The sequence below is a fragment of the Paracoccus sp. MA genome, assembly GCF_020990385.1.
In the GTDB taxonomy this organism is placed as follows: domain Bacteria; phylum Pseudomonadota; class Alphaproteobacteria; order Rhodobacterales; family Rhodobacteraceae; genus Paracoccus.
Window position 1 is genome coordinate 1403511 of the sequence record NZ_CP087598.1, and the last position, 24328, is coordinate 1427838.

Annotated in this window: 23 protein-coding genes and 1 pseudogene; 9 read left to right on the top strand and 15 right to left on the bottom strand. The window is 68.9% G+C overall.

The features are described 5' to 3' along the window. Positions 1–88: 88 nt before the first annotated feature. Genes queF through queC form a run of 4 tightly spaced genes read right to left on the bottom strand, consistent with a single transcriptional unit; the run spans position 89 to position 2327 of the window. Positions 89–553 (bottom strand): preQ(1) synthase, encoded by a 465-nt coding sequence (gene queF / locus LOS78_RS14045; RefSeq protein ID WP_230377188.1) that lies wholly within the window; start codon positions 551–553, stop codon positions 89–91. A 15-nt stretch (positions 554–568) separates the two neighbouring features. Beyond that, entirely contained in the window at positions 569–1276 is a 708-nt protein-coding gene (queE, locus tag LOS78_RS14050; protein ID WP_230377189.1) for a 7-carboxy-7-deazaguanine synthase QueE, read from the bottom strand. Further along, complete coding sequence (locus LOS78_RS14055) at positions 1273–1626, bottom strand: 6-pyruvoyl tetrahydropterin synthase family protein (protein WP_230377190.1); 354 nt, start codon at positions 1624–1626, stop codon at positions 1273–1275. The genes queE and LOS78_RS14055 overlap by 4 nt, the downstream gene beginning before the upstream one ends. Then, positions 1626–2327 carry a 7-cyano-7-deazaguanine synthase QueC gene (gene queC / locus LOS78_RS14060; RefSeq protein WP_028712446.1) on the bottom strand — a complete coding sequence of 234 codons (702 nt, stop codon included), beginning with the start codon at positions 2325–2327 and terminating at the stop codon, positions 1626–1628. Before queC ends, LOS78_RS14055 begins: the two co-directional genes overlap by 1 nt. Before the next feature lie 168 nt (positions 2328–2495). Between queC and ligD the strand changes: the two genes are divergently transcribed. Beyond that, entirely contained in the window at positions 2496–3398 is a 903-nt protein-coding gene (ligD, locus tag LOS78_RS14065; RefSeq protein ID WP_230377191.1) for a non-homologous end-joining DNA ligase, read from the top strand. Between the two features lie 233 nt (positions 3399–3631). Here ligD and LOS78_RS14070 read toward each other — a convergent pair whose 3' ends face one another. The 4 genes from LOS78_RS14070 to ugpB are packed head-to-tail and all read right to left on the bottom strand — an operon-like array spanning position 3632 to position 7779. Further along, the gene (locus tag LOS78_RS14070; RefSeq protein WP_230377192.1) at positions 3632–4696 is read right to left on the bottom strand and encodes a sn-glycerol-3-phosphate import ATP-binding protein UgpC; all 1065 of its coding nucleotides are present in this window, start codon (positions 4694–4696) and stop codon (positions 3632–3634) included. Then, positions 4697–5560: a sn-glycerol-3-phosphate ABC transporter permease UgpE gene (gene ugpE / locus LOS78_RS14075; RefSeq protein WP_028712443.1), complete on the bottom strand. Its 864-nt coding sequence runs from the start codon at positions 5558–5560 to the stop codon at positions 4697–4699. It abuts the gene before it with no gap. Further along, positions 5553–6434 (bottom strand): sn-glycerol-3-phosphate ABC transporter permease UgpA, encoded by an 882-nt coding sequence (gene ugpA, locus LOS78_RS14080; protein WP_028712442.1) that lies wholly within the window; start codon positions 6432–6434, stop codon positions 5553–5555. Before ugpA ends, ugpE begins: the two co-directional genes overlap by 8 nt. Before the next feature lie 49 nt (positions 6435–6483). After that, entirely contained in the window at positions 6484–7779 is a 1296-nt protein-coding gene (gene ugpB / locus LOS78_RS14085; protein ID WP_230377193.1) for a sn-glycerol-3-phosphate ABC transporter substrate-binding protein UgpB, read from the bottom strand. A gap of 477 nt (positions 7780–8256) precedes the next feature. Between ugpB and LOS78_RS14090 the strand changes: the two genes are divergently transcribed. The 4 genes from LOS78_RS14090 to LOS78_RS14105 all read left to right on the top strand — a co-directional run bounded on the left by LOS78_RS14090 (position 8257) and on the right by LOS78_RS14105 (position 11314). Next, a complete protein-coding gene (locus LOS78_RS14090) occupies positions 8257–9135 on the top strand; it encodes a YcaO-like family protein (protein WP_028712440.1) in 879 nt (292 codons plus the stop codon). Positions 9136–9220: 85 nt separating this feature from the next. Further along, positions 9221–10564 (top strand): hypothetical protein, encoded by a 1344-nt coding sequence (locus LOS78_RS14095; RefSeq protein WP_230377194.1) that lies wholly within the window; start codon positions 9221–9223, stop codon positions 10562–10564. A 13-nt stretch (positions 10565–10577) separates the two neighbouring features. Next, positions 10578–10880 carry a hypothetical protein gene (locus tag LOS78_RS14100; RefSeq protein WP_230377195.1) on the top strand — a complete coding sequence of 101 codons (303 nt, stop codon included), beginning with the start codon at positions 10578–10580 and terminating at the stop codon, positions 10878–10880. Next, entirely contained in the window at positions 10829–11314 is a 486-nt protein-coding gene (locus LOS78_RS14105) for a hypothetical protein (protein WP_230377197.1), read from the top strand. Before LOS78_RS14100 ends, LOS78_RS14105 begins: the two co-directional genes overlap by 52 nt. Here LOS78_RS14105 and LOS78_RS14110 read toward each other — a convergent pair. The 3 genes and pseudogenes from LOS78_RS14110 to dnaE form a co-directional block, all read right to left on the bottom strand. Then, positions 11311–11769: a hypothetical protein gene (locus tag LOS78_RS14110; RefSeq protein ID WP_230377198.1), complete on the bottom strand. Its 459-nt coding sequence runs from the start codon at positions 11767–11769 to the stop codon at positions 11311–11313. The genes LOS78_RS14105 and LOS78_RS14110 overlap by 4 nt on opposite strands. A 630-nt stretch (positions 11770–12399) precedes the next feature. Beyond that, on the bottom strand, positions 12400–13197 hold the full coding sequence (locus LOS78_RS14115) for a BTAD domain-containing putative transcriptional regulator (RefSeq protein ID WP_230377199.1): 798 nt from the start codon (positions 13195–13197) through the stop codon (positions 12400–12402). A 217-nt stretch (positions 13198–13414) separates the two neighbouring features. Beyond that, positions 13415–16892: pseudogene (gene dnaE, locus LOS78_RS14120) on the bottom strand (DNA polymerase III subunit alpha). Between the two features lie 92 nt (positions 16893–16984). Between dnaE and LOS78_RS14125 the strand changes: the two are divergent. The 4 genes from LOS78_RS14125 to LOS78_RS14140 are packed head-to-tail and all read left to right on the top strand — an operon-like array spanning position 16985 to position 21541. Then, positions 16985–18499 carry an ABC transporter ATP-binding protein gene (locus tag LOS78_RS14125; RefSeq protein ID WP_230377200.1) on the top strand — a complete coding sequence of 505 codons (1515 nt, stop codon included), beginning with the start codon at positions 16985–16987 and terminating at the stop codon, positions 18497–18499. Continuing rightward, positions 18486–19556, top strand: coding sequence for an ABC transporter permease (locus LOS78_RS14130; protein ID WP_230377201.1), 1071 nt, complete (start codon positions 18486–18488; stop codon positions 19554–19556). The genes LOS78_RS14125 and LOS78_RS14130 overlap by 14 nt, the downstream gene beginning before the upstream one ends. Beyond that, complete coding sequence (locus LOS78_RS14135) at positions 19553–20443, top strand: ABC transporter permease (protein ID WP_028712433.1); 891 nt, start codon at positions 19553–19555, stop codon at positions 20441–20443. The genes LOS78_RS14130 and LOS78_RS14135 overlap by 4 nt, the downstream gene beginning before the upstream one ends. A 21-nt stretch (positions 20444–20464) precedes the next feature. Further along, positions 20465–21541, top strand: a complete 1077-nt coding sequence (locus LOS78_RS14140; protein WP_230377202.1) for a BMP family ABC transporter substrate-binding protein — start codon at positions 20465–20467, stop codon at positions 21539–21541. A gap of 57 nt (positions 21542–21598) precedes the next feature. On the opposite strand, the gene dps is transcribed toward LOS78_RS14140, so the two are convergent. The 4 genes from dps to fabD form a co-directional block, all read right to left on the bottom strand. Next, positions 21599–22072, bottom strand: coding sequence for a DNA starvation/stationary phase protection protein Dps (gene dps, locus LOS78_RS14145; protein WP_024844371.1), 474 nt, complete (start codon positions 22070–22072; stop codon positions 21599–21601). A 145-nt stretch (positions 22073–22217) separates the two neighbouring features. After that, positions 22218–22451 (bottom strand): acyl carrier protein, encoded by a 234-nt coding sequence (locus tag LOS78_RS14150; protein WP_010397399.1) that lies wholly within the window; start codon positions 22449–22451, stop codon positions 22218–22220. 136 nt (positions 22452–22587) lie between these two features. Further along, a complete protein-coding gene (gene fabG, locus LOS78_RS14155; protein ID WP_230377203.1) occupies positions 22588–23325 on the bottom strand; it encodes a 3-oxoacyl-ACP reductase FabG in 738 nt (245 codons plus the stop codon). Between the two features lie 64 nt (positions 23326–23389). Continuing rightward, on the bottom strand, positions 23390–24316 hold the full coding sequence (fabD, locus tag LOS78_RS14160; protein WP_028712429.1) for an ACP S-malonyltransferase: 927 nt from the start codon (positions 24314–24316) through the stop codon (positions 23390–23392). Positions 24317–24328: the final 12 nt, after the last annotated feature.

The window sequence follows — 24328 nt, forward strand, 5'->3', positions numbered from 1 at the left end:
TCACATACTCGCGAGGGGACTGTCAAGAAAAATCGGCGCGGCCCGATACTCGGGACCGCGCCGACTGATAGGTTCTTGCCGGGCAGGTTCAGCCGCGGCCGCGATAGGGCGGAACACCCTGGTCGGGGATCCAGACCCCCTCGGGCATGGGTCCGGTCTGCCAGAAGACATCGATGGGCATGCCGCCGCGCGGATACCAATAGCCGCCGATGCGCAGCCAGCGCGGCGCAAGGAACCCGGCCAGCCGCCGGCCGATCGAGACGGTGCAATCCTCATGGAAAGCACCATGATTGCGGAAGCTTCCGAGATATAGCTTCAGCGATTTCGACTCGACCAGCCAGTCTCCGGGCACATAGTCGATGACCAGATGCGCGAAATCCGGCTGCCCGGTCATCGGGCAGAGCGAGGTGAACTCGGGCGCGGTAAAGCGCACGTTATAGGACACGTCGGCCTGCGGGTTCTGCACCCGCTCCAGCTCGGCCTTGTCGGGGCTTTCGGGCAGCAGGGTGGCGCCGCCCAGCTGCTTGAGGCCGCTGTAGATCGTCTCGGTCATGGTTCTCTCCGAATGTCAGACGCCGCGCCGGTTACCCCAGATCAGGACATGCAGCTGCGGCAGGATGCGCGGTTTCAGCCAGCCGCGGCCGACCGTGTTCTCGACCAGCCACAGCAGCCGGTCGGCCAAGGCCTGCGGATCGACCGGCAGGGCGGGATCGGTCTCGGGGTTGCCCGGTTGCAGGTAGAGCGGCAGGCCGGGATGGCGAGCGGCCACCTCGCGCGCCCAGTCCAGGTCGGCCTGGTCGAAGATCACGATCTTCAGCACCTGCTGGCCCGCGCCCTCGCCCGCCCGCAAGCAGCGGTCGAAGGCGTCCCAATCGACCAGCTGCCCGCTCGACGGCGGCTTCGGCGACAGCACCAGCATGGACAGGTCCGCGAACCAAGGCTGCGCGACCGAGCCCTGCGTCTCGCAGGCGAAACGGTAGCCCGCGGCGCGTCCCAGCGCGATCAGCGGGGCGAAATCCTGGATCGCCGGATTGCCGCCGGACAGCGAGACGGTCAGCGGCTGGCCCCCGGACAGGCGCCGCACCTCGGCCCAGATCGCCTCGGCGCTCATCGGCCGCCATTCGTGGCGATGGCTGCTGTCCACGGCGTGCAGGCTGTCGCACCAGAGGCAGCGATAATCGCAGCCGCCGGCACGGACAAAGACCGTGGGCTCGCCGATCAGCGCGCCCTCGCCCTGGATGGTCGGGCCGAAGATTTCCGCGATACGCAGCGTCATGGCCGATACTCGGCCCAGGTCTTGGGCGTCTCGGACACCCGGACCGCCACCGTCTCGGGCCAGCGCGCCTTGCACCAGTCATGGAAATGCCGCGCCATGTTCTCGGCGGTCGAAGGACCGTCCAGCACGTCGTTCAGGTGGCGATGGTCGAAATGCGTGTCGATATAATGCTTCAGCGGCGCAAGCTCGTGATAGTCGCGCACGAAGCCGTCGGCATTCAGCTCGGCCGCCGCCAGCTCGACCACGACGATGTAATTGTGCCCGTGCAGCCGGGCGCATTGGTGATCCGGCGGCAGATGCGCCAGCTGGTGCGAGGCCGAGAAATGGAACTCCTTGGCGATGCGGAACATCAGGCCCGCCCCCGTTCCGCGATGGCCTGCCGCCAGAAATCGGCATCCTCATAGGCGGTCGGGTCGGGGATGCCGGCCAGGTGGAAGGCCTCGCGCCGTTCGACGCAGGTGCCGCAGCGCCCGCAATGCAGGGCGCCGCCCTTGTAGCAGGACCAGGTCTCGGCAAAGGGCGTGCCGTGGCGGGCGCCCTCGGTGACGATGTCGGCCTTGGTGCGATGCACGAAGGGGGTCAGCAGCCGCAGCCGCGCATAGCCGTCCAGCGCCGCGTCCTGCATCTGCTGGAACGCTTCGGTGAAGGCGGGGCGGCAATCGGGATAGATGAAATGATCGCCGCCATGCACGGCGGCCGCCACCGCCTGATCGCCCACCGCCGCCGCCATGCCGAAGGCGATGGTCAGCATGATGGCGTTGCGGTTCGGGACCACGGTGATGCGCATGGTCTCCTCGGCGTAATGCCCGTCCGGCACCTCGGCCCCGCCGGTCAGGGCCGAGCCGGTCAGCACCGCCCCCACCCCGCGCATGTCGATGACGTGATGCGGCACGTCCAGCCGCCGGGCGGCGCTGGCCGCGAAATCCAGCTCCTTGCGGTGGCGCTGGCCGTAGTCGAAGGAGATCAGGCGCGAAAGCCCGCCCTGCGCGGCGATCATATGCGCCAGCGACACGGAATCGAGTCCGCCCGAGCAGACAACTGTCGTCTTCATGATGTGACCCTTGTTTTGATGACCGGGTAGGCTGCGACCGGTATGGGCGCCCGACATAGCGGGCTTTGGCCGGCGGCGCAACCACCCCGGCCCGCCGGGGCGCCGCGGGCGGGGGCGAACCCAAACCGCCCGCCCGGCGTTGCCCCGCAGGCAGAAGAGGAGCCATCCATGCCCGAACGGATCGAAGGCGTCGCGATCTCGCATCCCGAGCGGGTGATCTTTGCCGATGCCGGCCCGGGCAAGGCCGGGCTGACCAAGGCCGGGCTTGCCCGCTATTACCAGCAGGTTGCGCCGCTGATGCTGCAGGAGGCCGCCGACCGGCCTCTGTCGATGCTGCGCCTGCCCGAGGGCATGGCGGGCGAGCGGTTCTTCCAGAAGCATCCGGGCAAGGGGTTTCCCAAGCCGGTGAAGCAGATGCAGATCACCGAAAGCGATGGCGAGGCGGCGCCCTATGCCTATGTCACCGATGCGGCCGGGCTGGTGGCGGCGGTGCAGATGGGCACGGTCGAATTCCATATCTGGGCCGCGCGCCGCGACCGGCTGGAGCGGCCGGACCGGCTGGTCTTCGACCTCGACCCCGACGAGGGGCTGGGTTTCGCCGCCGTGCGCGCCGCCGCCCTGGCGCTGCGCGGCCGGCTGCGGGACCTGGGCCTGGACCCCTGGGCGATGCTGACCGGCGGCAAGGGGGTGCATCTGGTGGTGAACCTGCGCCGCAACCTGGGCTGGGACGAACTCAAGCATTTCGCCCACGGCTTCGCCACGCTCTGCGCCCGGGACGAGCCGGACCGCTATACGGTGGCGCTGTCCAAGGCCAGCCGCAAGGGGCGGATCTTCATCGACTGGCTCCGGAACGAACGCGGCGCCACGGCGGTCGCACCCTTCTCGGTCCGCGCCCGGCCCGGCGCGCCGGTGGCGGCACCGCTCGGCTGGGACGAGCTGACCGAAACCGAGACCGCCCGCGCCATCGACATCGACATGGCGCTTAAGCGCGGCTGGGCCGGCATCGACCGAAGGCCGCAGACCCTGACCCGGCCGATGGTCGAGGCGCTGGACAAGGCGCTGGCCGAATAGGCGGCCGGCTATGCTGCCTTGCTTGCCACGGGACAGGCAGGCCCGTCATGTCGCAGGACCCGCTCTCTTGGCAGCCTGCCGGTCGGGGCGCGGCAATGGCAGGGCCGGCCCGACGCCGCCGGATGCCGCGCAGGCCCTGGCGGCGAAGTCCGGGAACGGTGCCCGCAGCATCCCCCCGGGCGGCCGGCTTGCGGCCGCCCCGGCCCGCCTTTTCACGCTGGCTGATCGACCCCTCAACCCTCGACGCGGCGGCCGCTGCCGGGGTCGAAGAAATGCAGATGCGCCGGATCGGGCACCGCCGCGATGCGGTCGCCGCGCTCGGCCCGGCTGGTGCCGGGCAGGCGCAGCACCATCGGCACCTCCGAGCCCTCGATCATGCCATAGCCGAAGGCGTCCGCGCCCAGCCGCTCGACCGAGCGCAGCAGGACCGGGATCGCCGCCTCGCCCGGCTGCGCCAGCCGCAGATGTTCGGGGCGCAGCCCAAGGCGCAGGTCGCCGCCGCGCGGCACGCCGGGCAGCGGCAGGACCGCGCCGCCCGGCAGGGTGACGCCGCCCTCGGCCGTCCCGACGGTGAAGATGTTCATCGCCGGCGAGCCGATGAAGCCCGCCACGAATTCGCTGGCCGGGCGCTCATAGACCTCCAGCGGCGTGGCGATCTGCTCGGCCACGCCCTTGTTCATCACGATCAGCCGGTCGGCGAGCGTCATCGCCTCGACCTGGTCATGGGTGACATAAAGCGTGGTCTGGCCGGTGCGCAGGTGCATCTCCTTGATCTGCAGGCGCATCTGCACCCGCAGCTTGGCGTCCAGGTTCGACAGCGGCTCGTCCAGCAGCAGCGCCGCCGGCTCGCGCACCAGCGCCCGGCCCATGGCGACGCGCTGGCGCTGGCCGCCCGACAGCGCGCGCGGCTTGCGGTCCAGATAGGGCTCCAGCTCCAGCATGGTCGCGGCCTTGGCGACGCGGGCCTCGATCTCGGCCTTCGGCATCCGGGCGATCTTGAGCCCGTAGGCCATGTTCTCGCGCACCGACATATGCGGATAAAGCGCATAGTTCTGGAACACCATGGCGATGTCGCGCTGGCGCGGTTCCAGGTCGTTGACCACCTTGCCGCCGATCTCGATGGTGCCGGCGCTGATCGCCTCCAGCCCGGCCACCATGCGCAGAAGCGTGGACTTGCCGCAGCCCGAAGGTCCGACGATCACCACGAATTCGCCGTCGGCGATCTCGATGCTGATGCCATGGATCACCTCGTTTCCCGCATAGCTCTTGCGGACGTCGTTGAGCAGGATGCGGGCCATCTATTTCTCCGTCTCGACCAGGCCCTTGACGAACCAGCGCTGCATCAGCACCACCACCAGGATCGGCGGCAGGATGGCCAGCACGCTTGTGACCATCACGAGGTTCCAGGGCGTATCGGCATCGGCGAATGAGATCATCTTCTTCAGCGCGATGACGATGGTGTTCATTTCGTTGGAATTGGTGACCAGCAGCGGCCACAGGTATTGCGTCCAGCCATAGATGAACTGGATCACGAAGATCGCGGCCACATTGGTCAGCGACAGCGGCCACAGGATGTCCCTGAAGAACCGCCAGGGCCCGGCGCCGTCGACCCGCGCCGCCTCCAGCAATTCATCGGGAATGGTCATGAAGAACTGCCGGAACAGAAGCGTCGCGGTGGCCGAGGCGATCAAGGGCAGGATCAGCCCCGGATAGGTGTCGATCAGCCCCAGGTCGACCATGACCTTGTAGGTTGGCTGGATGCGCACCTCGACCGGCAGCATCAGGGTGATGAAGATCAGCCAGAAACAGGCCATGCGCAGCGGAAAGCGGAAAAAGACGATGGCATAGGCCGAGGCCATCGAGATCGCGATCTTCCCCAGCGCGATGCCCATGGCGACGATGGTGGTATTGGCCAGAAGCCGCCACAGGCTGACCCCGCCGATGCGGCTGATCCCGCCCGAGAAGGCATCGGAATAGTTCCGCGCCGCCTCGGGTCCGGGCAGCAGGGGCAGCGGCGGGCGCAGGATGGTCTGCACCGAATGGGTCGAGGCGACGAAGACGTAATAGACCGGAAAGGCCACCACGATCACGCCCAGCACCATCCAGAAATGCGCCAGCACTCGCCCGGCGCCGCGCGCGGCCAGCGGAGAGGATTCAGCCATAATGCACCCTCCGCTCGATGAAGCGGAACTGGAAGGCGGTCAGCGCGATCACGATGATCATCAGGATCACCGATTGCGCGGCGGAATCGCCCATGATCAGGTTCACGAAACCGTCGTTATAGACCTTGTAGACCAGCGTCTCGGTCGCCTTGCCGGGGCCGCCGCCGGTCACGGCATGGATGATCCCGAAGGTGTCGAACAGCGCATAGACGGTGTTCACCACCAGCAGGAAGAAGGTCGTCGGCGCCAGCAGCGGAAAGGCGATGGTCCAGAAGGCATGCCGGCGCGAGGCGCCGTCGATGGCCGCCGCCTCCAGCAGCGAGCGGGGAATCGCCTGCAAGCCCGCGACGAAGAACAGGAAGTTGTAGCTGATCTGCTTCCATGTCGCGGCGGCGACCACCAGCGCCATCGCCTGCTCGCCGTCCAGCAGCGGGTTCCAGTAGATGCCCATCCGCCGCAGCGGCCAGGCCAACGTGCCGAAGCTGGGATTGAACATGAACAGCCACAGCATGCCGGCGATGGCGGGCGCCACCGCATAGGGCCAGATCATCAGCGTGCGATAGAAGCCCTTGCCGCGGATGATCTTTTCCGCCTGCACCGCCAGGAACAGCGCGATCGCCATGGCGCAGAAGGCGACCAGCACCGAGAACACCACCGTCACCCGGACCGAGTTCAGATAGTTCGGATCGCTCAGCACCTTGCGGAAATTCGCCAGCCCCACGAAGGTCGTCTTCAGGCCGAAGGCGTCCTCGCGCAGCACGGACTGGCGAAAGGCCTGCGCCGCCGGCCAGTAGAAGAAGATCAGCGTGATCGCCAGTTGCGGCGCCAGCAGCAGCCAGGGCAGCAGCTTGTGCGGAAAGACCGTGCGTCTCATCCGTCCCCCTTGTCGGATCGGGCGGGCGCCGCAACGCCCGCCCCTGGTTTCAGCCGCCCGCGGCCTCGCGGATCGCGGCATTGCCGCGCTCGACGGCGTTCTTCAGCGCCGTGGCCGCGTCCTGCTGGCCGGCCAGCATCTTTTCGTATTCCTCGTTCTGGATGTCGCGCAGCTGCGGCAGGTTCGGCGCCCGCACGCCCTTGGAGTTCTCGGTCGGCTCCTTGCCCATCATCTGCAGGATCGGCGTCTCGCGGCCCGGGTTCTGCTGGTAGAAGTCCGAGCCCTTGGTCGCCTCGTAAGCCGCCATGGTCACCGGCAGATAGCCCGATTGTTCGTGCAGGTATTGCTGCACCTCGGTCTGCGACAGGTAGTTGAAGAAGGCGGCGACGCCCTTGTAGGTCTCGTCCGACTTGCCGCCCATCACCCAAAGCGAGGCACCGCCCGGCGTGGTGTTCTGCGGCGCGCCCTCGGCGGTCTCGTCATAGGGCAGCTGGCCGATGCCGTAGTTCATGCCCGATTTCACGATGTCGCCCAGCCCGCCCGAGCTTTCGGTCAGGATGCCGCATTCGCCCGAGGTGAAGTTCTGCTTGGCCTCGCTGGTGCGGCCGCCATAGACGAAGACGCCCTCTTTCGCCAGGTCCGCAAGTTCCTGGAAATGCTTGACGAACAGCGGGCCGTCGATCTTCAGCTCGGGCGTGCCGGCCAGGCCGTTCTCGTTCGTGCCCCAGCTGACATTGTTCCAGGCGGCGAAGTTCTCGGTATGGATCCAGGTCAGCCAGGTCGAGGTATAGCCGCAGGTCGCGGCCCCCGATTCCTTGATCTGGCGCGCGGCGGCCCAGACCTCGGCCCAGGTCTTGGGCGGGTTGTCCACGTCCAGCCCCGCCTTCTCGAAGATGTCCTTGTTGTAATACAGGATCGGCGAGGAGGAGTTGTAGGGGAAGGACAGCATGTCCCCCTCGGGCGTCGAGTAATAGCCGACGATGCCGGGCAGATACTGGCTCTTGTCGAAGTCGTAGCCGCCTTCCTGCAGCACCTCGGCCACCGGCTTGATGGCGCCCTGCGCGCCCATCATCACCCCGGTGCCGACGTCGAAGACCTGGATGATGTCCGGGGCCTGGCCGGCGCGGAAGGCGGCAATGCCGGCGTTCAGCGTTTCGGGATAGGTGCCCTTGAAGACGGGCTTGACCTCATAATCTTCCTGGCTGGCGTTGAAATCATTGGCGATCTTGGTCACCACCTCGGCATTGGCGCCGGTCATCGCGTGCCACCACGAGATTTCGGTCCTGGCCTCGGCCGCGACGGGCAGCACCATCAGCCCGGCAAGCCAGAATACGGTTCGTTGCATGTTTCCCTCCGAGTCGTGCCTTGCGGCGTCATCGTTCCCGAACGGCCTTGCCAGGGCCTCGGCCCTGGGGGGCCGCCCGCCTCCCTGTCCGGATTTGTCACCTGCCAGGGGCCGGGGTGTCAATTCGCAACTGGACTGTCTGGTATGGCAGGCGGCAGGCAGAGGCCGCGCCGGTCACGCCCCTCCAGTCGCACCGATTTGTAAATTTCCCATGACTGCAAGGGGTAAAAGGCGATTCCTGCAGCCGCTCCCTGCGCCGTGCGGGGGATGGCGGCCGGTCGTTCCGTCACGTCCGGGCTTGGCTGTGTCAGTCGCGCGTGACGGATCGGGCCAGCCGCGCGCCGCCCGACCGTCCCCCGGCGTCGGACGAAGCCGCATGACCGGGGTCGGGAACGCGGGCGGGCGGGGAAAATTCACGCCGCGATCACAGGCTTGCGCTAGGAACAGGGAAACCTGCTGCCAAGGACCCCTGCGCCGATGGAGAAACCCGGCCGAAGCGCCCATGACCTGACCGCAAGCTGGCAACGGCACGACTGGCGCGAAAGCTTCTTCGCGCCGGGGCTTGTCATCCTGCAGGCGCTGACCGCCGACGGCCGCACCGCCAGCGGCGCCGGCCAGAGCCGCGACGAGGCCTTCGACCGCTGCATCGGCGAGACGGCCGAGATCCTGGCGCTGGCCGCCTTCCGGGCGGGCGGCGGCGGTTTCGAGCCCTGGCGCGACGGGCTGGCCGCGCATCCCGATGCCGGGCAGGCACGCCTGGCCGCCATGGACGAAGCCTGCGAGCGGCGGGCGGTCGCGGATTGGTGGCTGGGCCGGCGCCCCGCCCTGCCGGTGGCCGCGGACTGGATCCGGCTGGCCGGGCTGGCCGGGCGGCTGGACCGGGCCCGGGGCGGCGCGGCGCTGCGGCGGCGCACCGACTGGTGGCAGATCCAGACCCCGCGCGGCCCCTGCGCCATGATCTGCCGCAGCATGAGCCTGGAGGGTCAGGACCCGGTGCTGGGCTATGGCGTGCATCGCGACCCGGCACTGGCGGCGGACAAGGCCCTGCGCGAGCTTCTGCTGATGGAGCTGAACCTGATGGAGTTGCTGGCCGCCCGCTCTCTGGGCGGCGCGGACGCGCTGCAGCCGGTGCGCAACCGCATCCGCGGCTATGCCCGCCGCGCCGCCCTGCTGTTTCCCGAAGCCGCCGCCATCCACCCCGCCCCGCCCGGCGACCCGGATGCCGCGGGCTGCTTCGACACCCCGCCCGCCTGCCGCGAGATCTCGGTGCCCGAGGGGCCGCTCAGCGTCTGGGTCTGCCGGCCCGACGCCCCCCCTCCGCCTTTCACCGAAGAGACCGGCCTGCCCTATTTGTGAGGACCACATGCGTGATGACGGCCTGGCCATGACGGCGCCACGAGAGGAACCCCGACCGGGCGCCTGTCCCACGGGATGCGCGCCGATGCGCGGGGCGCTGCGCGACATGGGGGCGCTGGCCTCGCCCCTTTCCGCGCCGGACGACCGCGCCGGGATCGGCCAGCGCCTGCCCGAGATCCTGATGCGCACCACCCCGGACTGGCGCATCGCCTGCCTCGAACGGACGGCGCATATTCCCTCGGGCTATACCTATCTGGCCCAGCTCATGGGCCATGACATGGGCAGCAGCGTGCCGGCCGACAGCGTGCCCTATGCCCGCAGCGGCGGCGACGGGGACGCCAAGCCCGTGCGGCGCTACAACCTGATCGACAATCCGCTGACGCTGGAAACCGTCTACGGCCCCGGCCCGGCCATGCTGACCCATGTCTATGATCCCGAGACCTGCCTGTTCCGCCTGACCCCGGGCGCAAGGCTGGCGCGGCTTTATGCGCGGGCGGCCGGCGCCATCTCGGACCCCGACCCGCGGCCGATCCGCGCGCTTTATGACGAGCGCAACCGCGACTCGCTGATGCTGCACGAGCTGACCGTGGCCTGGATGCAGTTCCACAACCGGCTGGCCCGCAGGCTGATGGCAAGGGGAGAGGAGCCGTTCCGCGCCTATGCGCTGTCCCGCGTCCACGCCGTGCGATGCTGGCACGCCATCCTGACCGGCGACCTGCTGCCGCGTTTCCTGCATCCCGAGATCGCCGGGCTGGACGGCGACGCCCTGCCCGGCTGCTGGGCGCTGGACGAAACCACGCTGCTGCACGGGCTGTGCCGGGCCTTCCACGCCCTGCCGCTGGCGGCCTATCATCTGGGCCGCTCGGGATTGCACAATCTGGGCACGCTGCTCAAGCGCGGCTATGCCCCCAGCGAGGCCGAGACCGACTGGCGCATCGACTGGCCGCTGTTCTTCGGCGCAAGCCCAGGCGCGCCGCTGACCGGCATCTCGGCCAGCGTGGCGCCGGAATTGCGCGCCCCGGTGACGGCGGCGGCGGTCATCGCGATGGACAATGCCTCGGCCGCCATCGCCCTGCCGCTGCGGCCGGGCAACAAGGCGCTTCGCGCCGCCGTCGCAGCCCTGCCCGGCGACTGGCCCGCCCGCATCGCCCCCGCCCGCCTGGCCGCGGATTTCGCCGCCGCCCATCCCGAGGCGCCGATCCGCATCGACGCCGAGATGCTGGAATGGGGCCCGCTCTACCAGTTCCTGATGGTCGAGGCGCAGCTGCACGGCCAGCGGGGCGGCTTCGGTCCCTTGGGCAGCGCGCTGCTGCGCGGCTCGGTGCTGGGCTCGATCCGCCGGGTGGTGCTGGCCGGCGAGGACGAGGCGGCGGCCGGGCTGCCAAGGCCCGCGACCATGCTGGAACTGATCGCCCTCGCCAGAGAATGACGGAGACAAGACCATGACCGGGACGAAACGCAAATACATCATCGTCGGGGCCGAGGTGGACCAGCCCGAAGCCTGGCTGCACAAGGACGGCAGCATCAGCCCCCGCAAGGGCAGCGACGGCGAGCCGCTGAACGTCGAATATATCGGCCGGCTGATGGTCGAGCTGTCGCAGCGCGGCAAGGCCGGCGTGCCCAAGGCCGAGCTCGACGCGCTGGAGGAACGCGTCAAGCGCGCGCTGCGCGCTGTGTGGTGCAGGATTTCTCGGTGCATGACGGCGGCGCGGCACTCAGCGACGCCGAACGCGAGGCGATCCTGAACAGCACCACCGTCCGCATCGAGTTCGAAAGCCGCCGCCGCGGCAGCAAGAAGCCGGACCGCAACACCCGCATCCTGGTGGTGCCCTCGGACGAGACGCTGGGCATCGCCGATGCCATGCTGCGCGCCCAGGGCGAGGCCGAGGGCTTTCGCCCGCCCCTGTCCTACGAGCTGGACCGGGCGCTGATGCTGGCCGGCATGCAGACCGAGATCCTCGAAATGGTGCGCGAATTCGCCGGCAAGGCCGCGCCGGGCTGGACCCCCGCGCTGCAGGCCGCGCTGGAGGCGCATATGGAAGAGGCGATCCGCGAGCGCAGCCGGTTCAAGGACGGCAACGGCCGCCCGGCCAAGGACGTCAAGAACGAGATCATGTCGAGCCCGCTGCGCGCCTTCCACCGCTCGGTCGGGATCTACGCCACCAACATGTGCCGCTAGACATGGAAGCGGCTGCGGGCCGCGGCGGCCTGTTCCAGCGTCTCGCGCAGCTCCTGCCGCCAGGCTTCGTCGCGCAGCGGAAAGACCGACAGGAACCAGTCCAGCAGCTGCGCATCCGTCGGCGCCGGCGGGCCGCGCCATTGTCCGCGCAGCTCGGCCAGATAGGCGTCGAGCCGGCGCGCCGCCGCCTCGGCCTCGCCCAGCCGCCACAGGGCGGCGCTGTGCCAGCCGCCCACCGTCGGCATCAGCCCGGCGCCGCTTTCGCATTGCCGCGCCGCCGCCGCGAAATCGCCGCAGAGGTAATCCGCCGCCGCCAGATAGATCTGGTGAAACGGCTCCATCACCGCGGCATGGCGCTTGGTCTCGGCGACCAGCCCGGCGGCCTTTCGCAGATCGCCCGAAAAGGCGAAGCCGAGCGCGCAGGAGGCCAGGGTCAGCGGGTTGTTGCGGTTCAAGACCCGCCTGGTCGAAATGGAACTCGGCCAGGTCGAAATAGCCCAGATGGCAGAAGCACCAGGCCAGCACGCGATGCGCGCGGGTGTCCAGCGGGTCCGCAGTCACCGCGACGATGGCGTGATGCATGGCGTCGCGCTTGAGCTCCTCGGTCTGGTAGGTGCCGGGCAGAAGCACATGGCGCACGTTCAGCGCGCCCGCCAGCTCGGCATGGGCGGGGCCGAAGGGCGGCGATCGCGCGGCGATCTCGCGCAGGATGGCCAGCGCCTCGGCCTCGGTTTCGGGCGACCAGCTGTCCAGGAGCGCCTGCGCCCGAAGCCAGTCGTCATAGATGCCCGAGCCGGAATCCGACAGCGAGCGGTCCGAGACCACCACGGAAAGCGCATTGGCGATGTTGGACAGCAGCAGGCGGACCTTGGCTTCCCAATCGGTCTGCGGCTCCTCGATCCATTCCGACCAGACCAGATGACCGCCGGTGCCGCGCTGCACCTCGGCGAACAGCCGCAAGCCGCCCTGCAGATAGAACGGCTTCAGCGTGATGCGCGCCTGCGGCTCGGGCGTGCCCTCCTCGACGATCCACCATTCGCGGAATCGGCCCATGCGCATGCGCAGGTCGGCGAAAAGCACGTTGGTCAGGCTTTCCAGCTCGTGCCCGTCGCCCCGGCGCGCCGGAGCGAGACCGACAGGCTGACCTGGGGCAGCCGGTCGCGCTGCGGGCCGTGGCGCCCGCCGCCGCCGGGGTCCAGCTTGATCGCCGCCAGCAGCTCGACGGTCTCGGCCTCGGGTTCCTGGTCGAAAAGCTCGTCGAGATGGGCGTAAAGCGTGTTGTAGCGCTCGATGGCGCGGGTCGGCCGGCCCGCCTGCCAGTCGAGCCGCATCAGGAGCCGCGTGGCATTCTCGTTCGAAGGCTCCAGCGCGATGGCGAACTCGGCCAGCGCGCGCTGGGTGTCGGGGTCGGAACCGGCCAGCCCGGCCAGCCGGCGGTCCAGCACCTGCCGCAGCCCGGCCAGCAGGCTGGCGCGGGTGATCGCGAGCCAGCTGTCGAACGAGGCGCTGATCCCTTCAAGCTGCACGGTCTGGTCGATCAGCAGGCGCAGGCGACCCGCCTCTTCGGGGTCCCAGCCCGGCCCGGCCAGCCGCGTGGCCAGTTCCTGCTGCAGCACGAATCCATCCGGCAGCCGCAACGCGATCTCGCCGGCATTGGTCTCCAGCGCCCAGCCGGGGGTGCCCGCCATGGCGCGGCGGATATGCTTGACCGCCTGCCGATACGAGGCCGAGGCCTTGTGTTCGTCCGAATTCTGCCAGAACAGGTCGGTGACCTTTTCCGTGCGATGCACCGGGGCCCGGTCGGCCAGCAGGAAATACAACAGCGCCCGCGCCTTGCGCAGGCGCAACGCATCGAGAACCTGCAAGACGGCGTCCAGCTGCATCCGAATCCCTTGCCGCGAGTCGCCCCAGCCCAACGACAGCCCGCAATCCATGAGGTTCCTTAGGATTCGCCATAACGCGGCCGTGATCAACGGTCCATCGCCGCCGCCCGGGGGTTTTTGCCGCCGGCGGATCAGGAACGGGCCATGCCGGGGGCGCGCGCCCGCGCCGCAGGCAGGCGCTTGACCATCGCCGCCGCATTGCCCGGAAGCGCCAGCGTTACTCCTCGACCACCTCCAGCACCCCCGGCAGCACGCGCAGCGCCTGGCGGGCGGGGGTGGTCAGGGGCGCGTCCTCGGCGATCTCGATATCGACCAGATCGCCGCCATCCTTCAGCCGCAGCGCGATGGGACCACGGGCGCGGGCGGGCGCGTTGAGCTCGGCCTGAATGCGGGCCAGCGCCTCGGCGATGCCGGGCACGGCATCCAGCCCGGCGATCTCGACCGCCAGGCGGTTCGCCCCGGCATCCGCCACCGCCTGATCCAGCGGCGTGACCGAGCGCGCCAGCAGCTTGACCTGATCCCCCGACGGCTCGACCTGCACCTGCAGGACGACGTTCTCGCCCGGCTCCAGATGCTTGGCGATGCGCGCGTCGAGCGTGTCGGAAAACACCGTGACCTCGTAAAGCCCGGTCGGATCGGACAGGCCGACAAAGGCGAAGCGGGTGCCGCGCGCGGATTTCTTTTCCTGCCGATGCGCGACGGTGCCGGCCAGGCTGCGCCACCAGCGCCCCCGTCGGCCTCCGCCTGCGTCACCTCGGCCAGCGTCTGCACCCCCTTGCGGCGCAGCGCCGGCTGATAGTCGTCCAGCGGATGGCCGGACAGATAGAAGCCCACCGCCGCACTGTTCCTCGGCCAGCTTCTCGGCCGGCATCCAGACCGGTGCGGCGACCGGGCGCGGCGCGGCAGATCCTCGCCCCCGCCGAACAGCGAGGACTGGCTGGAGGCGCCGCCTCCTGACACCGCCGCCGACCAGGCGACCAGCCCGTCCAGCGATTTCAGCACCCGCGCCCGGTTCGGCTCCAGCGCGTCGAAGGCGCCGGCGCGGGCCAGCATCTCCAGCGGCCGCTTGCCGACCCGGCGCATGTCCACCCGGCGGGCGAAGTCGTGCAGGTCGGCAAAGGGCCGGTCGCCGCGCGCCTGCACGATCAGGTTCATCGCCTCGACGCCGACGCCCTTCAGCGCCCCGAGCGCATAGAGGATCTTGCCGTCCCGGACGCTGAACATGGCCTCCGAACGGTTCACGCAGGGCGGCATGGTCTCGATCCCCCATCCGGTCGGCCTCGCGCTTGTAGACAGCGAGCTTGTCGGTCAGGTGGATATCGCAGTTCATCACCGCGGCCATGAACTCCACCGGGTGGTTGGCCTTCAGCCAGGCGGTCTGGTAGCTGACCACGGCATAGGCGGCGGCGTGGGACTTGTTGAAGCCGTAATTGGCGAATTTCTCAAGCAGGTCAAAGACCTCTCCGGCCTTCTTCTTGTCGATTCCCTGTGCCGCGCAACCATCGACGAATTTGGGCCGCTCCTTGGCCATCTCCTCGGCGATCTTCTTGCCCATGGCGCGGCGCAACAGGTCAGCGCCGCCGAGGCTGTAGCCGGCCATGACCTGGGCGATCTGCATCACCTGTTCCTGATAGACGATGATGCCCTGGGTCTCGGCCAGGATATGATCGATGGAAGGATGAATGGATTCAAGGGGTCGCAGGCCGTTCTTGACCTCGCAATAGGTCGGGATGTTCTCCATCGGGCCGGGGCGGTAGAGGGCGACCAGCGCCACGATATCCTCGATGCAGGTCGGCTTCATGCGCCGCAGCGCGTCCATCATGCCCGAGCTTTCGACCTGGAACACCGCCACGGTGCGGGCGCTGGCAAAGAGGTCATAGCTGGGCTTGTCGTCCAGCGGGATGGCGTTGATCTGGTTCTCGGCCCCCTTGGCGGGCTCGTAGAGCACCCGGGCCGTCGGCCGCGACATGCAGCGGCCGCCCGCCGGCATTGATCAGGTCCACCGCGTTCTGGATCACCGTCAGGGTCTTGAGGCCGAGGAAGTCGAACTTGACCAGCCCGGCCTGCTCGACCCATTTCATGTTGAACTGCGTCGCCGGCATGTCCGAGGCCGGGTCGCGATAAAGCGGCACCAGCCGGTGCAGCGGCCGGTCGCCGATCACCACGCCCGCGGCATGGGTCGAGGCGTTCCTCAGCAGTCCCTCGATCTTGGCGGCATAGTCCAGCAGGCGGGCGACGACCTCTTCCTTGGCGGCCTCGCGCAGGCGCGGCTCGTCGGCCAGCGCCTTGGTGACGCTGACGGGCTTCACGCCCTCGACCGGGATCATCTTGGACAGCCGGTCCACCTGGCCGAAGGGCAGTTGCAGCACGCGACCGACGTCGCGCACCGCCGCCTTGGAGAGAAGCGCGCCGAAGGTGATGATCTGGCCGACCTTGTCGCGGCCGTATTTCTCCTGCACGTATTGGATCACCTCCTCGCGGCGATCCATGCAGAAGTCGATGTCGAAGTCGGGCATCGACACCCGCTCGGGGTTCAGGAACCGCTCGAAGAGCAGGCTGTAACGGATTGGATCAAGGTCGGTAATCGTCAGCGCATAGGCGACCAGAGACCCCGCGCCCGAGCCGCGGCCGGGGCCCACAGGGATGCCGTGTTCCTTGGCCCATTTGATGAAGTCGGCAACGATCAGGAAATAGCCGGGAAAGCCCATCTGCTCGATGATGCCCAGCTCGAAGCGCAGGCGTTCCTCGTATTCCTCGACCGTGGCGGAATGCGGGATCACCGCCAGACGGGCGCGCAGGCCGTCCCAGGCCTGGCGGCGCAGCTCCTCGACCTCGTCATCGGCGAAGCGCGGCAGGATCGGCTTGTGCTTCTTGACGGCGAAGGCGCAGCGGCGGGCGATCTCGACGGTGTTCTGGATCGCCTCGGGCAGGTCGGCGAACAGCGTCGCCATCTCGGCGGCGGTCTTGAAGTAATGCTGCGGGGTCAGCCGGCGGCGCGGCGCGGTCTGGTCGACATAGGCGCGGTCCGAGATGCAGATCAGCGCGTCATGGGCGTCGAAAAGCTCGGCTTTCGGGAAATACACGTCGTTGGTGGCGACAAGCGGCAGGTCGAGCGCATAGGCGAGGTCGATCATGCCGCCTTCCGAGCCCGCCTCCTCGGGGACCGGCTGGCCCTCGGCATCGTGGTGGCGCTGCAGCTCGACATAAAGCCGGGTCGGGAAGGCGGCCGCCAGCCGCTCGGCCAGGGCGCGGGCCTCGGGCACGCGACCCTGCAGCACCAGCTGGCCCAGCGGCCCGCCGGCGCCGCCGGTCAGGCAGATCAGCCCCTCGGCATGGGCTTCCAGTTCGGCCAGCGTCACATGCGGCAGCGCATTGTCGTCGCGCAGGTAAAGGCAGGTCGACAGCTCCATCAGGTTCAGCCAGCCGGCCTCGTTCTGCGCCAGCAGCACGACGGGGCCGGTCACTTCGGCCTGCAGCGTCACCTGGCAGCCGATGATCGGCTGCACGCCGGCATCCTGCGCCTTAACCGAGAATTCCAGCGCCGCAAACAGCGCATTGGTATCGGTCAGCGCCACGGCGGGCATGCCGTTCTGCGCCGCAAGATCGGCAAGCTTCTTGACCGGCACCGCGCCTTCCAGCAGCGAATGTTCGGAATGGGTGCGCAGGTGGATGAATCGGGGTGAATTTTCCGGCATGGCGCAATCTAGGTCCGACCTGACGGATTGTGCAATTGCCCCTCGGCGGAAAACCGCTAATCTTTGCGCAAAAGACAGCGAGGCGCGCGACAGTGACCGATGTTTTCCGGGCCGAGGGCCTGGGCAAGAGCTATCCCGGCGTGCGCGCCAATGACGACGTGTCCTTCGCGGTCGCGGGGGGCGAGATCCATGCCCTGCTGGGCGAGAACGGCGCCGGCAAGTCCACGCTGGTCAAGATGATCTACGGCCTGGTGCGGCCGGACGAGGGACGGATGGCGCTGCTGGGCACGCCCTACGCGCCGCACGACCCGCGCGCCGCCCGCGCCGCCGGCGTCGCCATGGTGTTCCAGCATTTCAGCCTGTTCGATGCGATGACGGTCGCGGAAAACATCGCGCTGGGGATGGAGAACCCGCCGCCGCGCCCCGAACTCGCGCGCCGCATCGCCGAGCTGTCGCAGGGCTACGGCTTGCCACTGAACCCCGCCCGCCGCATCGCCAGCCTGTCGGCGGGCGAGCGGCAGCGGGTCGAGATCCTGCGCTGCCTGTTGCAAGGCCCGCGGCTGCTGATCATGGACGAGCCGACCTCGGTCCTGACCCCGCAGGAGGCCGAGATCCTGTTCGCCACCCTGCGCCAACTGGCCGAGGCGGGGACGGCGATCCTGTATATCAGCCACAAGCTGGAGGAAATCCGCAGCCATTGCGACCGCGCCACCATCCTGCGCCAGGGCAGGCTGGTCGGCACGGTCGATCCGCGCGCCCATTCCGCCCGCGAACTGGCGGCGATGATGGTCGGGGCCGAGATGCGGCTGGTGGACCGTTCCGGCCGCAAGCCCGGCGCCTCCGTGCTGGAAGTGCGGGGCCTGTCCACCCCGGGCGGCGAGGGCGTGGCACTGAAGGAGATCGCGCTGAGCCTGCGCGCGGGCGAGATCCTGGGCATCGGCGGCGTCGCCGGCAACGGGCAGGAGGAACTGCTTTCGGCCCTGTCGGGCGAGACCGCGACCACCCCCGGCACCGTGGTGCTGGAGGGGCGCGACCTCTCAGCCGCCGGCCCCGAGGCGCGGCGCCGCGCCGGGCTGCTCGCCGCGCCCGAGGACCGGCTGGGCCATGCCGCCGTGCCCGAATTCAGCCTGGCGGAGAACTCGCTGCTGACCGCCGGGGCGCGGCAGAACCTGATCCGGCGCGGCCTGATCGACCGCAAGGCGGCCACGGCTTTCGCGCAACAGGTGATCCGCGCCTTCGATGTGCGCACCCCCGGCCCCGGCACGGCGGCGGGCGCGCTGTCGGGTGGCAACCTGCAGAAATTCGTCATCGGCCGCGAGGTGCTGGGCCGGCCCCGCGTGCTGGTCGTCAACCAGCCGACCTGGGGCGTCGATGCCGGCGCCGCCGCCGCCATCCGCCAGGCGCTGCTGGACCTGGCCGCGCAGGGCGCCGGGCTGATCGTCATCAGCCAGGACCTCGACGAGCTCTTGGAGCTGTCGGACCGCTTCTGCGCCCTGAACCAGGGCAGGCTGTCCGCCCCCCGGCCCACCGAAGGGCTGACGGTCGAGGAGATCGGGCTGATGCTGGGCGGCGCCCATGGCATGGAGGTGGCGCATGTTCCGGCTTGAACCGCGCGCCAGCGCCCCGCTGCTCTGGCAGGTCGCGACCCCGGTGCTTGCCGTCCTGGCCACCATGATCGTCGGCGGCGCGCTGTTCGCCGCCATGGGCTTCGACCCGCTGGCCGCGATCCGCACCATCTTCTGGGACCCGCTCTTCGGTCCCGCCGCCAGCTATTCGCGGCCGCAGCTTCTGGTCAAGGCCGGGCCGCTGATCCTGATCGCCTGCGGCCTGGCGCTGGGGTTCCGCGCCGGGATATGGAACATCGGCGCCGAGGGGCAATACATCATCGGCGCGATCTGCGGCGCCGCGGTGGCGCTGGCCGCCTATCCGCTGGATGCGTTCTGGATCTTCCCGGCGATGATCCTGGCCGGCGCGGCGGGCGGCTGGGCCTGGGGCATGGTCCCGGCGCTGCTGAGGAACTGGTTCGGCGCGTCCGAGATCCTCGTCTCGCTGATGCTGGTCTATGTGGCGCAGAAGGTCGCCGCCTGGATGGCCTTCGGGCCGATGAAGAACCCCGAGGGCTTCAACTTTCCCGGCTCGCGCAACCTGCAGCAATACGAACCCGCCGCGAATCCCGAGCTGATCGCGGGCTCCGGCCTGCATTGGGGCGGGGTGGCGGCGGTGCTGGCCTTGGCGGCGACCTGGTTCGTCATGTCGCGCCACGTGCTCGGTTTCCACATCCGCACCGCCGGGGCCGCGCCCCGCGCCGCGCGCTTCGCCGGCGTGCGCCCCGAGCGGCTGGTGGCGCTGTGCCTGGGCGTCTCGGGCGCGCTGGCGGGGCTGGCAGGGCTTTTCGAGGTCGCGGGGCCGGCCGGGCAGATCACCGAAAGCTTCGGCTCGGGCTACGGCTTCACCGCGATCATCGTAGCCTTTCTGGGCCGGCTGCATCCCTTGGGCATCCTGCTGGCCGGGCTGCTCATGGCGCTGACCTATATCGGCGGGGAACTGGCGCAGATGATGCTGAACCTGCCCGCCGCGACGGTGCAGGTTTTCCAGGGAATGCTGCTGTTCTTCCTGCTCGGCTTCGACATCCTGACCCGCTATCGCATCCGGAGGCGCGCATGATGATCGACCCGCTTTCCGTCTTCATCCTGCTGCTGGGCGCCGCCACGCCGATCCTGTTCGCGGCCCTGGGCGAGTTGGTCGTCGAACGCGCCGGCGTGCTGAACCTGGGCGTCGAGGGCATGATGATCGGCGGCGCGCTGGCGGGCTTTGCCGCAGCCCATGCCAGCGGCAGCCCGGCGCTGGGTTTCGTCGCCGCCGCCGTCGCCGGGGCGGCGCTGTCGATGATCTTCGCGGTGCTGACCCAATTCCTGCTGTCGAACCAGGTCGCCACGGGCCTTGCGCTGACGCTGTTCGGCCTGGGCCTGACCGCGATGTTCGGCAAGCCTTACGAAGGCGTCAAGGCACCGCCGATGCTGGCCGGGCCGTTGCGGCTGAACCTGATGATCTGGCTGGGCCTCGCCCTTGTGCCCGCGGTCTGGTGGTTCCTGATGCGCTCGCGCCCCGGCCTCATCCTGCGCGCGGTGGGCGAGAACCACGACGCCGCCCATGCCCTCGGCTATCCGGTGCGCGCTCTGCGCATGGCCGCCATCGGCTTCGGCGGCGCGCTGGCCGGGATGGGCGGCGCCTATATCTCGATCGCCACGGTGCTCCAATGGACCGAGGGCATGACCGCCGGCGCCGGCTGGATCGCGCTGGCCATCGTGGTCTTTGCGCAATGGAACCCCTGGGGCGTGCTGGCCGGCGCCTGGCTCTTCGGCGGCGTCACCGTGCTGCAGCTGCGCCTGCAGGCGGCGGGGGTCGCGGTGCCGGTGCAGCTGCTCAGCATGGCGCCCTATCTGGCCACCATCGCCGTGCTGGTGCTGATCTCGGCCCGGCAGAAATTCGGCCGCTCGGGCGGGGCTGCTGCCCCCGGATCGCTGGGCAGGCCCTTCCACGCGCTGCGCTAGCGCAACCAACAGGAGACCATGATGAACCGCAGAACCCTTCTCGGCAGCGCCGCCGCCCTTGTGGCCGCTTCGGCCCTGCCCGCCTTTGCGCAGGATGAAAAGCTCAAGGTGGGCTTCATCTATGTCGGGCCGGTGGGCGACGGCGGCTGGACCTATCAGCACGACCTGGCCCGCCAGGCGGTCGAAAAGGAATATGGCGACCGCGTCGAGACCACCTATATCGAATCCGTGCCCGAGGGCGCCGATGCCGAACGCGCCATCACCCAGCTGGCGCTTTCCGGCCACAAGCTGATCTTCACCACCAGCTTCGGCTTCATGGACGCGACGATCAACGTCGCCAAGAAGTTCCCGGACGTGAAGTTCGAGCACGCCACCGGCTACAAGACCGCCGAGAACGTCGCCACCTACGACGCCCGCTTCTACGAGGGCCGCGCCGTCATGGGCACCATCGCCGGGCGCATGACCAAATCGAACAAGATCGGCTATATCGGCTCTTTCCCGATTCCCGAGGTGGTCCAGGGCATCAACAGCTCGTATATCCACGCCAAGAAGGTGAACCCGGATGTCGAGATGAAGGTGGTCTGGGCCTATAGCTGGTTCGACCCCGCGAAAGAGGCCGACGCCGCCGCCGCGCTGATCGCCGAGGGCGTGGACGTGATCCTGCAGCACACCGACTCGACCGCGCCGCTGGCCAAGGCCCAGGAGGCCGGCGCCATCGGCTTCGGCCAGGCCAGCGACATGGCGGCCTTCAAGCCCACGCCGCGGGTCTCGTCGATCATCGACAACTGGGCGCCCTACTACGTCAAGCGCGTGGGCGACGTGCTGGACGGCAGTTGGACCTCGCATTCGGTCTGGCTGGGCATCGGCGACGGCGAGGTCGAGATCGGCGAGATCACCGAGGCCGTGCCGCCCGAGGTTAAGGAGGAGGCGCTGGCGCTGAAGGACAGGATCGCCTCGGGCGAATACCACCCCTTCACCGGGCCGCTGAAGAAGCAGGATGGCAGCGACTGGCTGGCCGAGGGGCAAGTGGCCAGCGACCAGGACCTGTCCTCGATGAATTTCTATGTCGAGGGCATCACCGCACCGATGCCGAAGTAAGCGGCGCAGAAAGCAAGACCGGGGCCAAGGCCCCGGTTCGTCACTCTGGCAGGCCCCTCACTCCAGATGGCTTTCCAGGAACCACAGATCCTTGTCGGCGGTGCGCGAGGCGGCGGTGAACAGGTCGGCGGTATCGGCATCGCCCGCCTCATCGGTGGCGTCGATGGCGGCGCGCACCTTCTCACCGTAATCGCGCATCCGCTCGCAAACCGCCTTGATATGGTCCTCGGCCTTGGTCAGGTCGGTCGGATATTCCTTCAGCGTGCTGGCCTTGGCCACCTTCTCGACCGTGCCGACGGCCACCCCGTCCAGCACCTGCACGCGCTCGGCCATCATGTCCACATGCTCGTCCAGCCGCGCCTTGACCGTGTCGAACAGCTCGTGCACCGCGATGAAGTTGCGGCCCTTGACGTTCCAATGCGCCTGCTTGATCGCCGCCGACAGCGCTAGGGCGTCGGCCAGCCGGGCATTCAGCTCGGCGATCGCGGTCTTGCGGGCATTGTCGCTGAGCCCTTTGACATTTACGGCCATGAAACTCTCCTTCGTCAGGTTCGCCCTGAAAACGAAGGCCGGGACGCGGCGGTTCCGCGCGACGTCGGGTCAAACCGCCGCAGGCAAAGAAAAAGGGCGGCGCTTCCCCGGGAAAGCACCGCCCTTCACGTCTCTCAGAGCAGGATCAGACCGCGCCCTGGATGAACTTCACCGCATCGCCGAAGGTCTGGATCGTCTCGGCGGCGTCGTCCGGGATCTCGATGCCGAACTCTTCCTCGAACGCCATGACCAGTTCCACGGTATCCAGCGAATCGGCGCCGAGATCGTCGATGAACGAGGCGGTTTCCGTCACCTTGTCCTCATCGACACCCAGGTGCTCGACGACAATTTTCTTCACGCGATCAGCGATATCGCTCATGTCTCTTCCTCGTTTTCGCGGGCAATCCGCCCAGATGTTCCAGCGATTGCCGGTCACAGCCCAGGGCGGTTCCCCTGCAGCCTTGCTTGCGGGATATAGCACGGAGACGTGATCTTGCAACCCGCATAAACCATCATCAGATCATCGCCATGCCGCCGTTGACATGCAGCGTGGCGCCGGTGACATAGCCCGCCTCGGGGCTGGCCAGATACAGCACCGCAGCGGCGATTTCCTGCGCCGAACCCATGCGGCCGGCAGGGATCTGCGTCAGGATCCGGCCCTTCTGCTCGTCGTTCAGCTTGTCGGTCATCGCGGTCTCGATGAAGCCCGGCGCGACGCAGTTCACCGTGATCCCGCGCGAGGCGACCTCATAGGCCAGGCTCTTCGACATGCCGACCAGGCCCGCCTTGGCTGCGGCATAGTTGCCCTGCCCCGGGTTGCCGGTGGCGCCGACGACCGAGCCGATGTTCACGATCCGCCCCCAGCGCGCCTTCATCATGCCGCGCAAGACCCCCCGGCACAGCCGGAAGCTCGAGGTCAAGTTAACCTCGATCACCTGCGCCCATTCCTCGTCCGACATGCGCATGAACAGGTTGTCGCGGGTGATCCCGGCATTGTTGACCAGGATATCGACCGATCCCATGGCCTCGGCCGCCGCCTTGGGAAGCGCCTCGACCGCGGCCGCATCGGCCAGGTTGGCGGTCACGACATGCGCCCGCGACCCCAGCTTCTCGGCCAGTTCCCGCAGCGGCGCCTCGCGCGTGCCCGACAGCGCCACCGTGGCCCCGGCGGCATGCAGCGCCTCGGCCACCGCGCCGCCGATCCCGCCCGAGGCCCCGGTCACCAGCGCATTCCTGCCCGTCAGATCAAACATCAAGCTCTTCTCCGTTTTCCAAATACCCCGGGGGAATCCCGCAGGGATGGGGGCGGAGCCCCCTTTACCCCTTCAGCGCCGCGATATCCGCCGGAGCGCCGATATTCTTCACCGCCGCCTCCCTGGCGATGCGCTTGATCATGCCCGACAGCGCCTTGCCGGCGCCGATCTCCCAGAACTCCGTCACGCCCGCGCCGGCCAGGAACTCGACCGACTCGCGCCAGCGCACGGCGCCGGTCACCTGCTCGACCAGAAGCCGGCGGATGGCGCCCGGCTCGCTCACCGGCTCGGCGCGGACATTGGCGACCAGCGGCACGGCCGGGGCCGCGATCTCGACCGCGGCCAGCGCCTCGGCCATCACCGCCGCCGCCGGCTGCATCAGCGCCGAATGGAACGGTGCCGAGACCGGCAGCATCAGCGCCCGCTTGGCGCCGCGCTCCTTGGCCAGCGCCGCCGCGCGCTCCACCGCCGCCTTGTGGCCCGAGATCACCACCTGCGCCGGGTCGTTGTCATTGGCGGCCTGGCAGACCTCGCCCTCGGCCGCGTCGCGCGCGATCTGGTCGACGGCGGCGAAGTCCAGCCCCAAGATCGCCGCCATGGCGCCCTGCCCGACCGGCACCGCCTCCTGCATGGCCTGGCCGCGCAGGCGCAGAAGCCGCGCGGTATCGGCCAGGCTCAGCGCGCCGGCCGCGCAAAGCGCCGAATATTCGCCCAGGGAATGGCCGGCGACGAAATCCGCGTCCGCGATGCCGAAACCCTCGGCCTCCAGCGCCCGGAAGGCGGCCAGCGAGGTGGCCATCAGCGCCGGCTGGGCGTTCTGGGTCAGGGTCAGCGTCTCGATATCGCCGTTCCAGATCAGGTCGGAGAGGCTCTCTCCCAGCGCCTCGTCCACTTCGGCAAAGACTGCGCGCGCCGCCGGATAGGCCTCGGCCAGCTCGCGCCCCATGCCCACGACCTGGGCGCCCTGTCCCGGAAATACGAATGCCCGCATCGCGGAATCCCT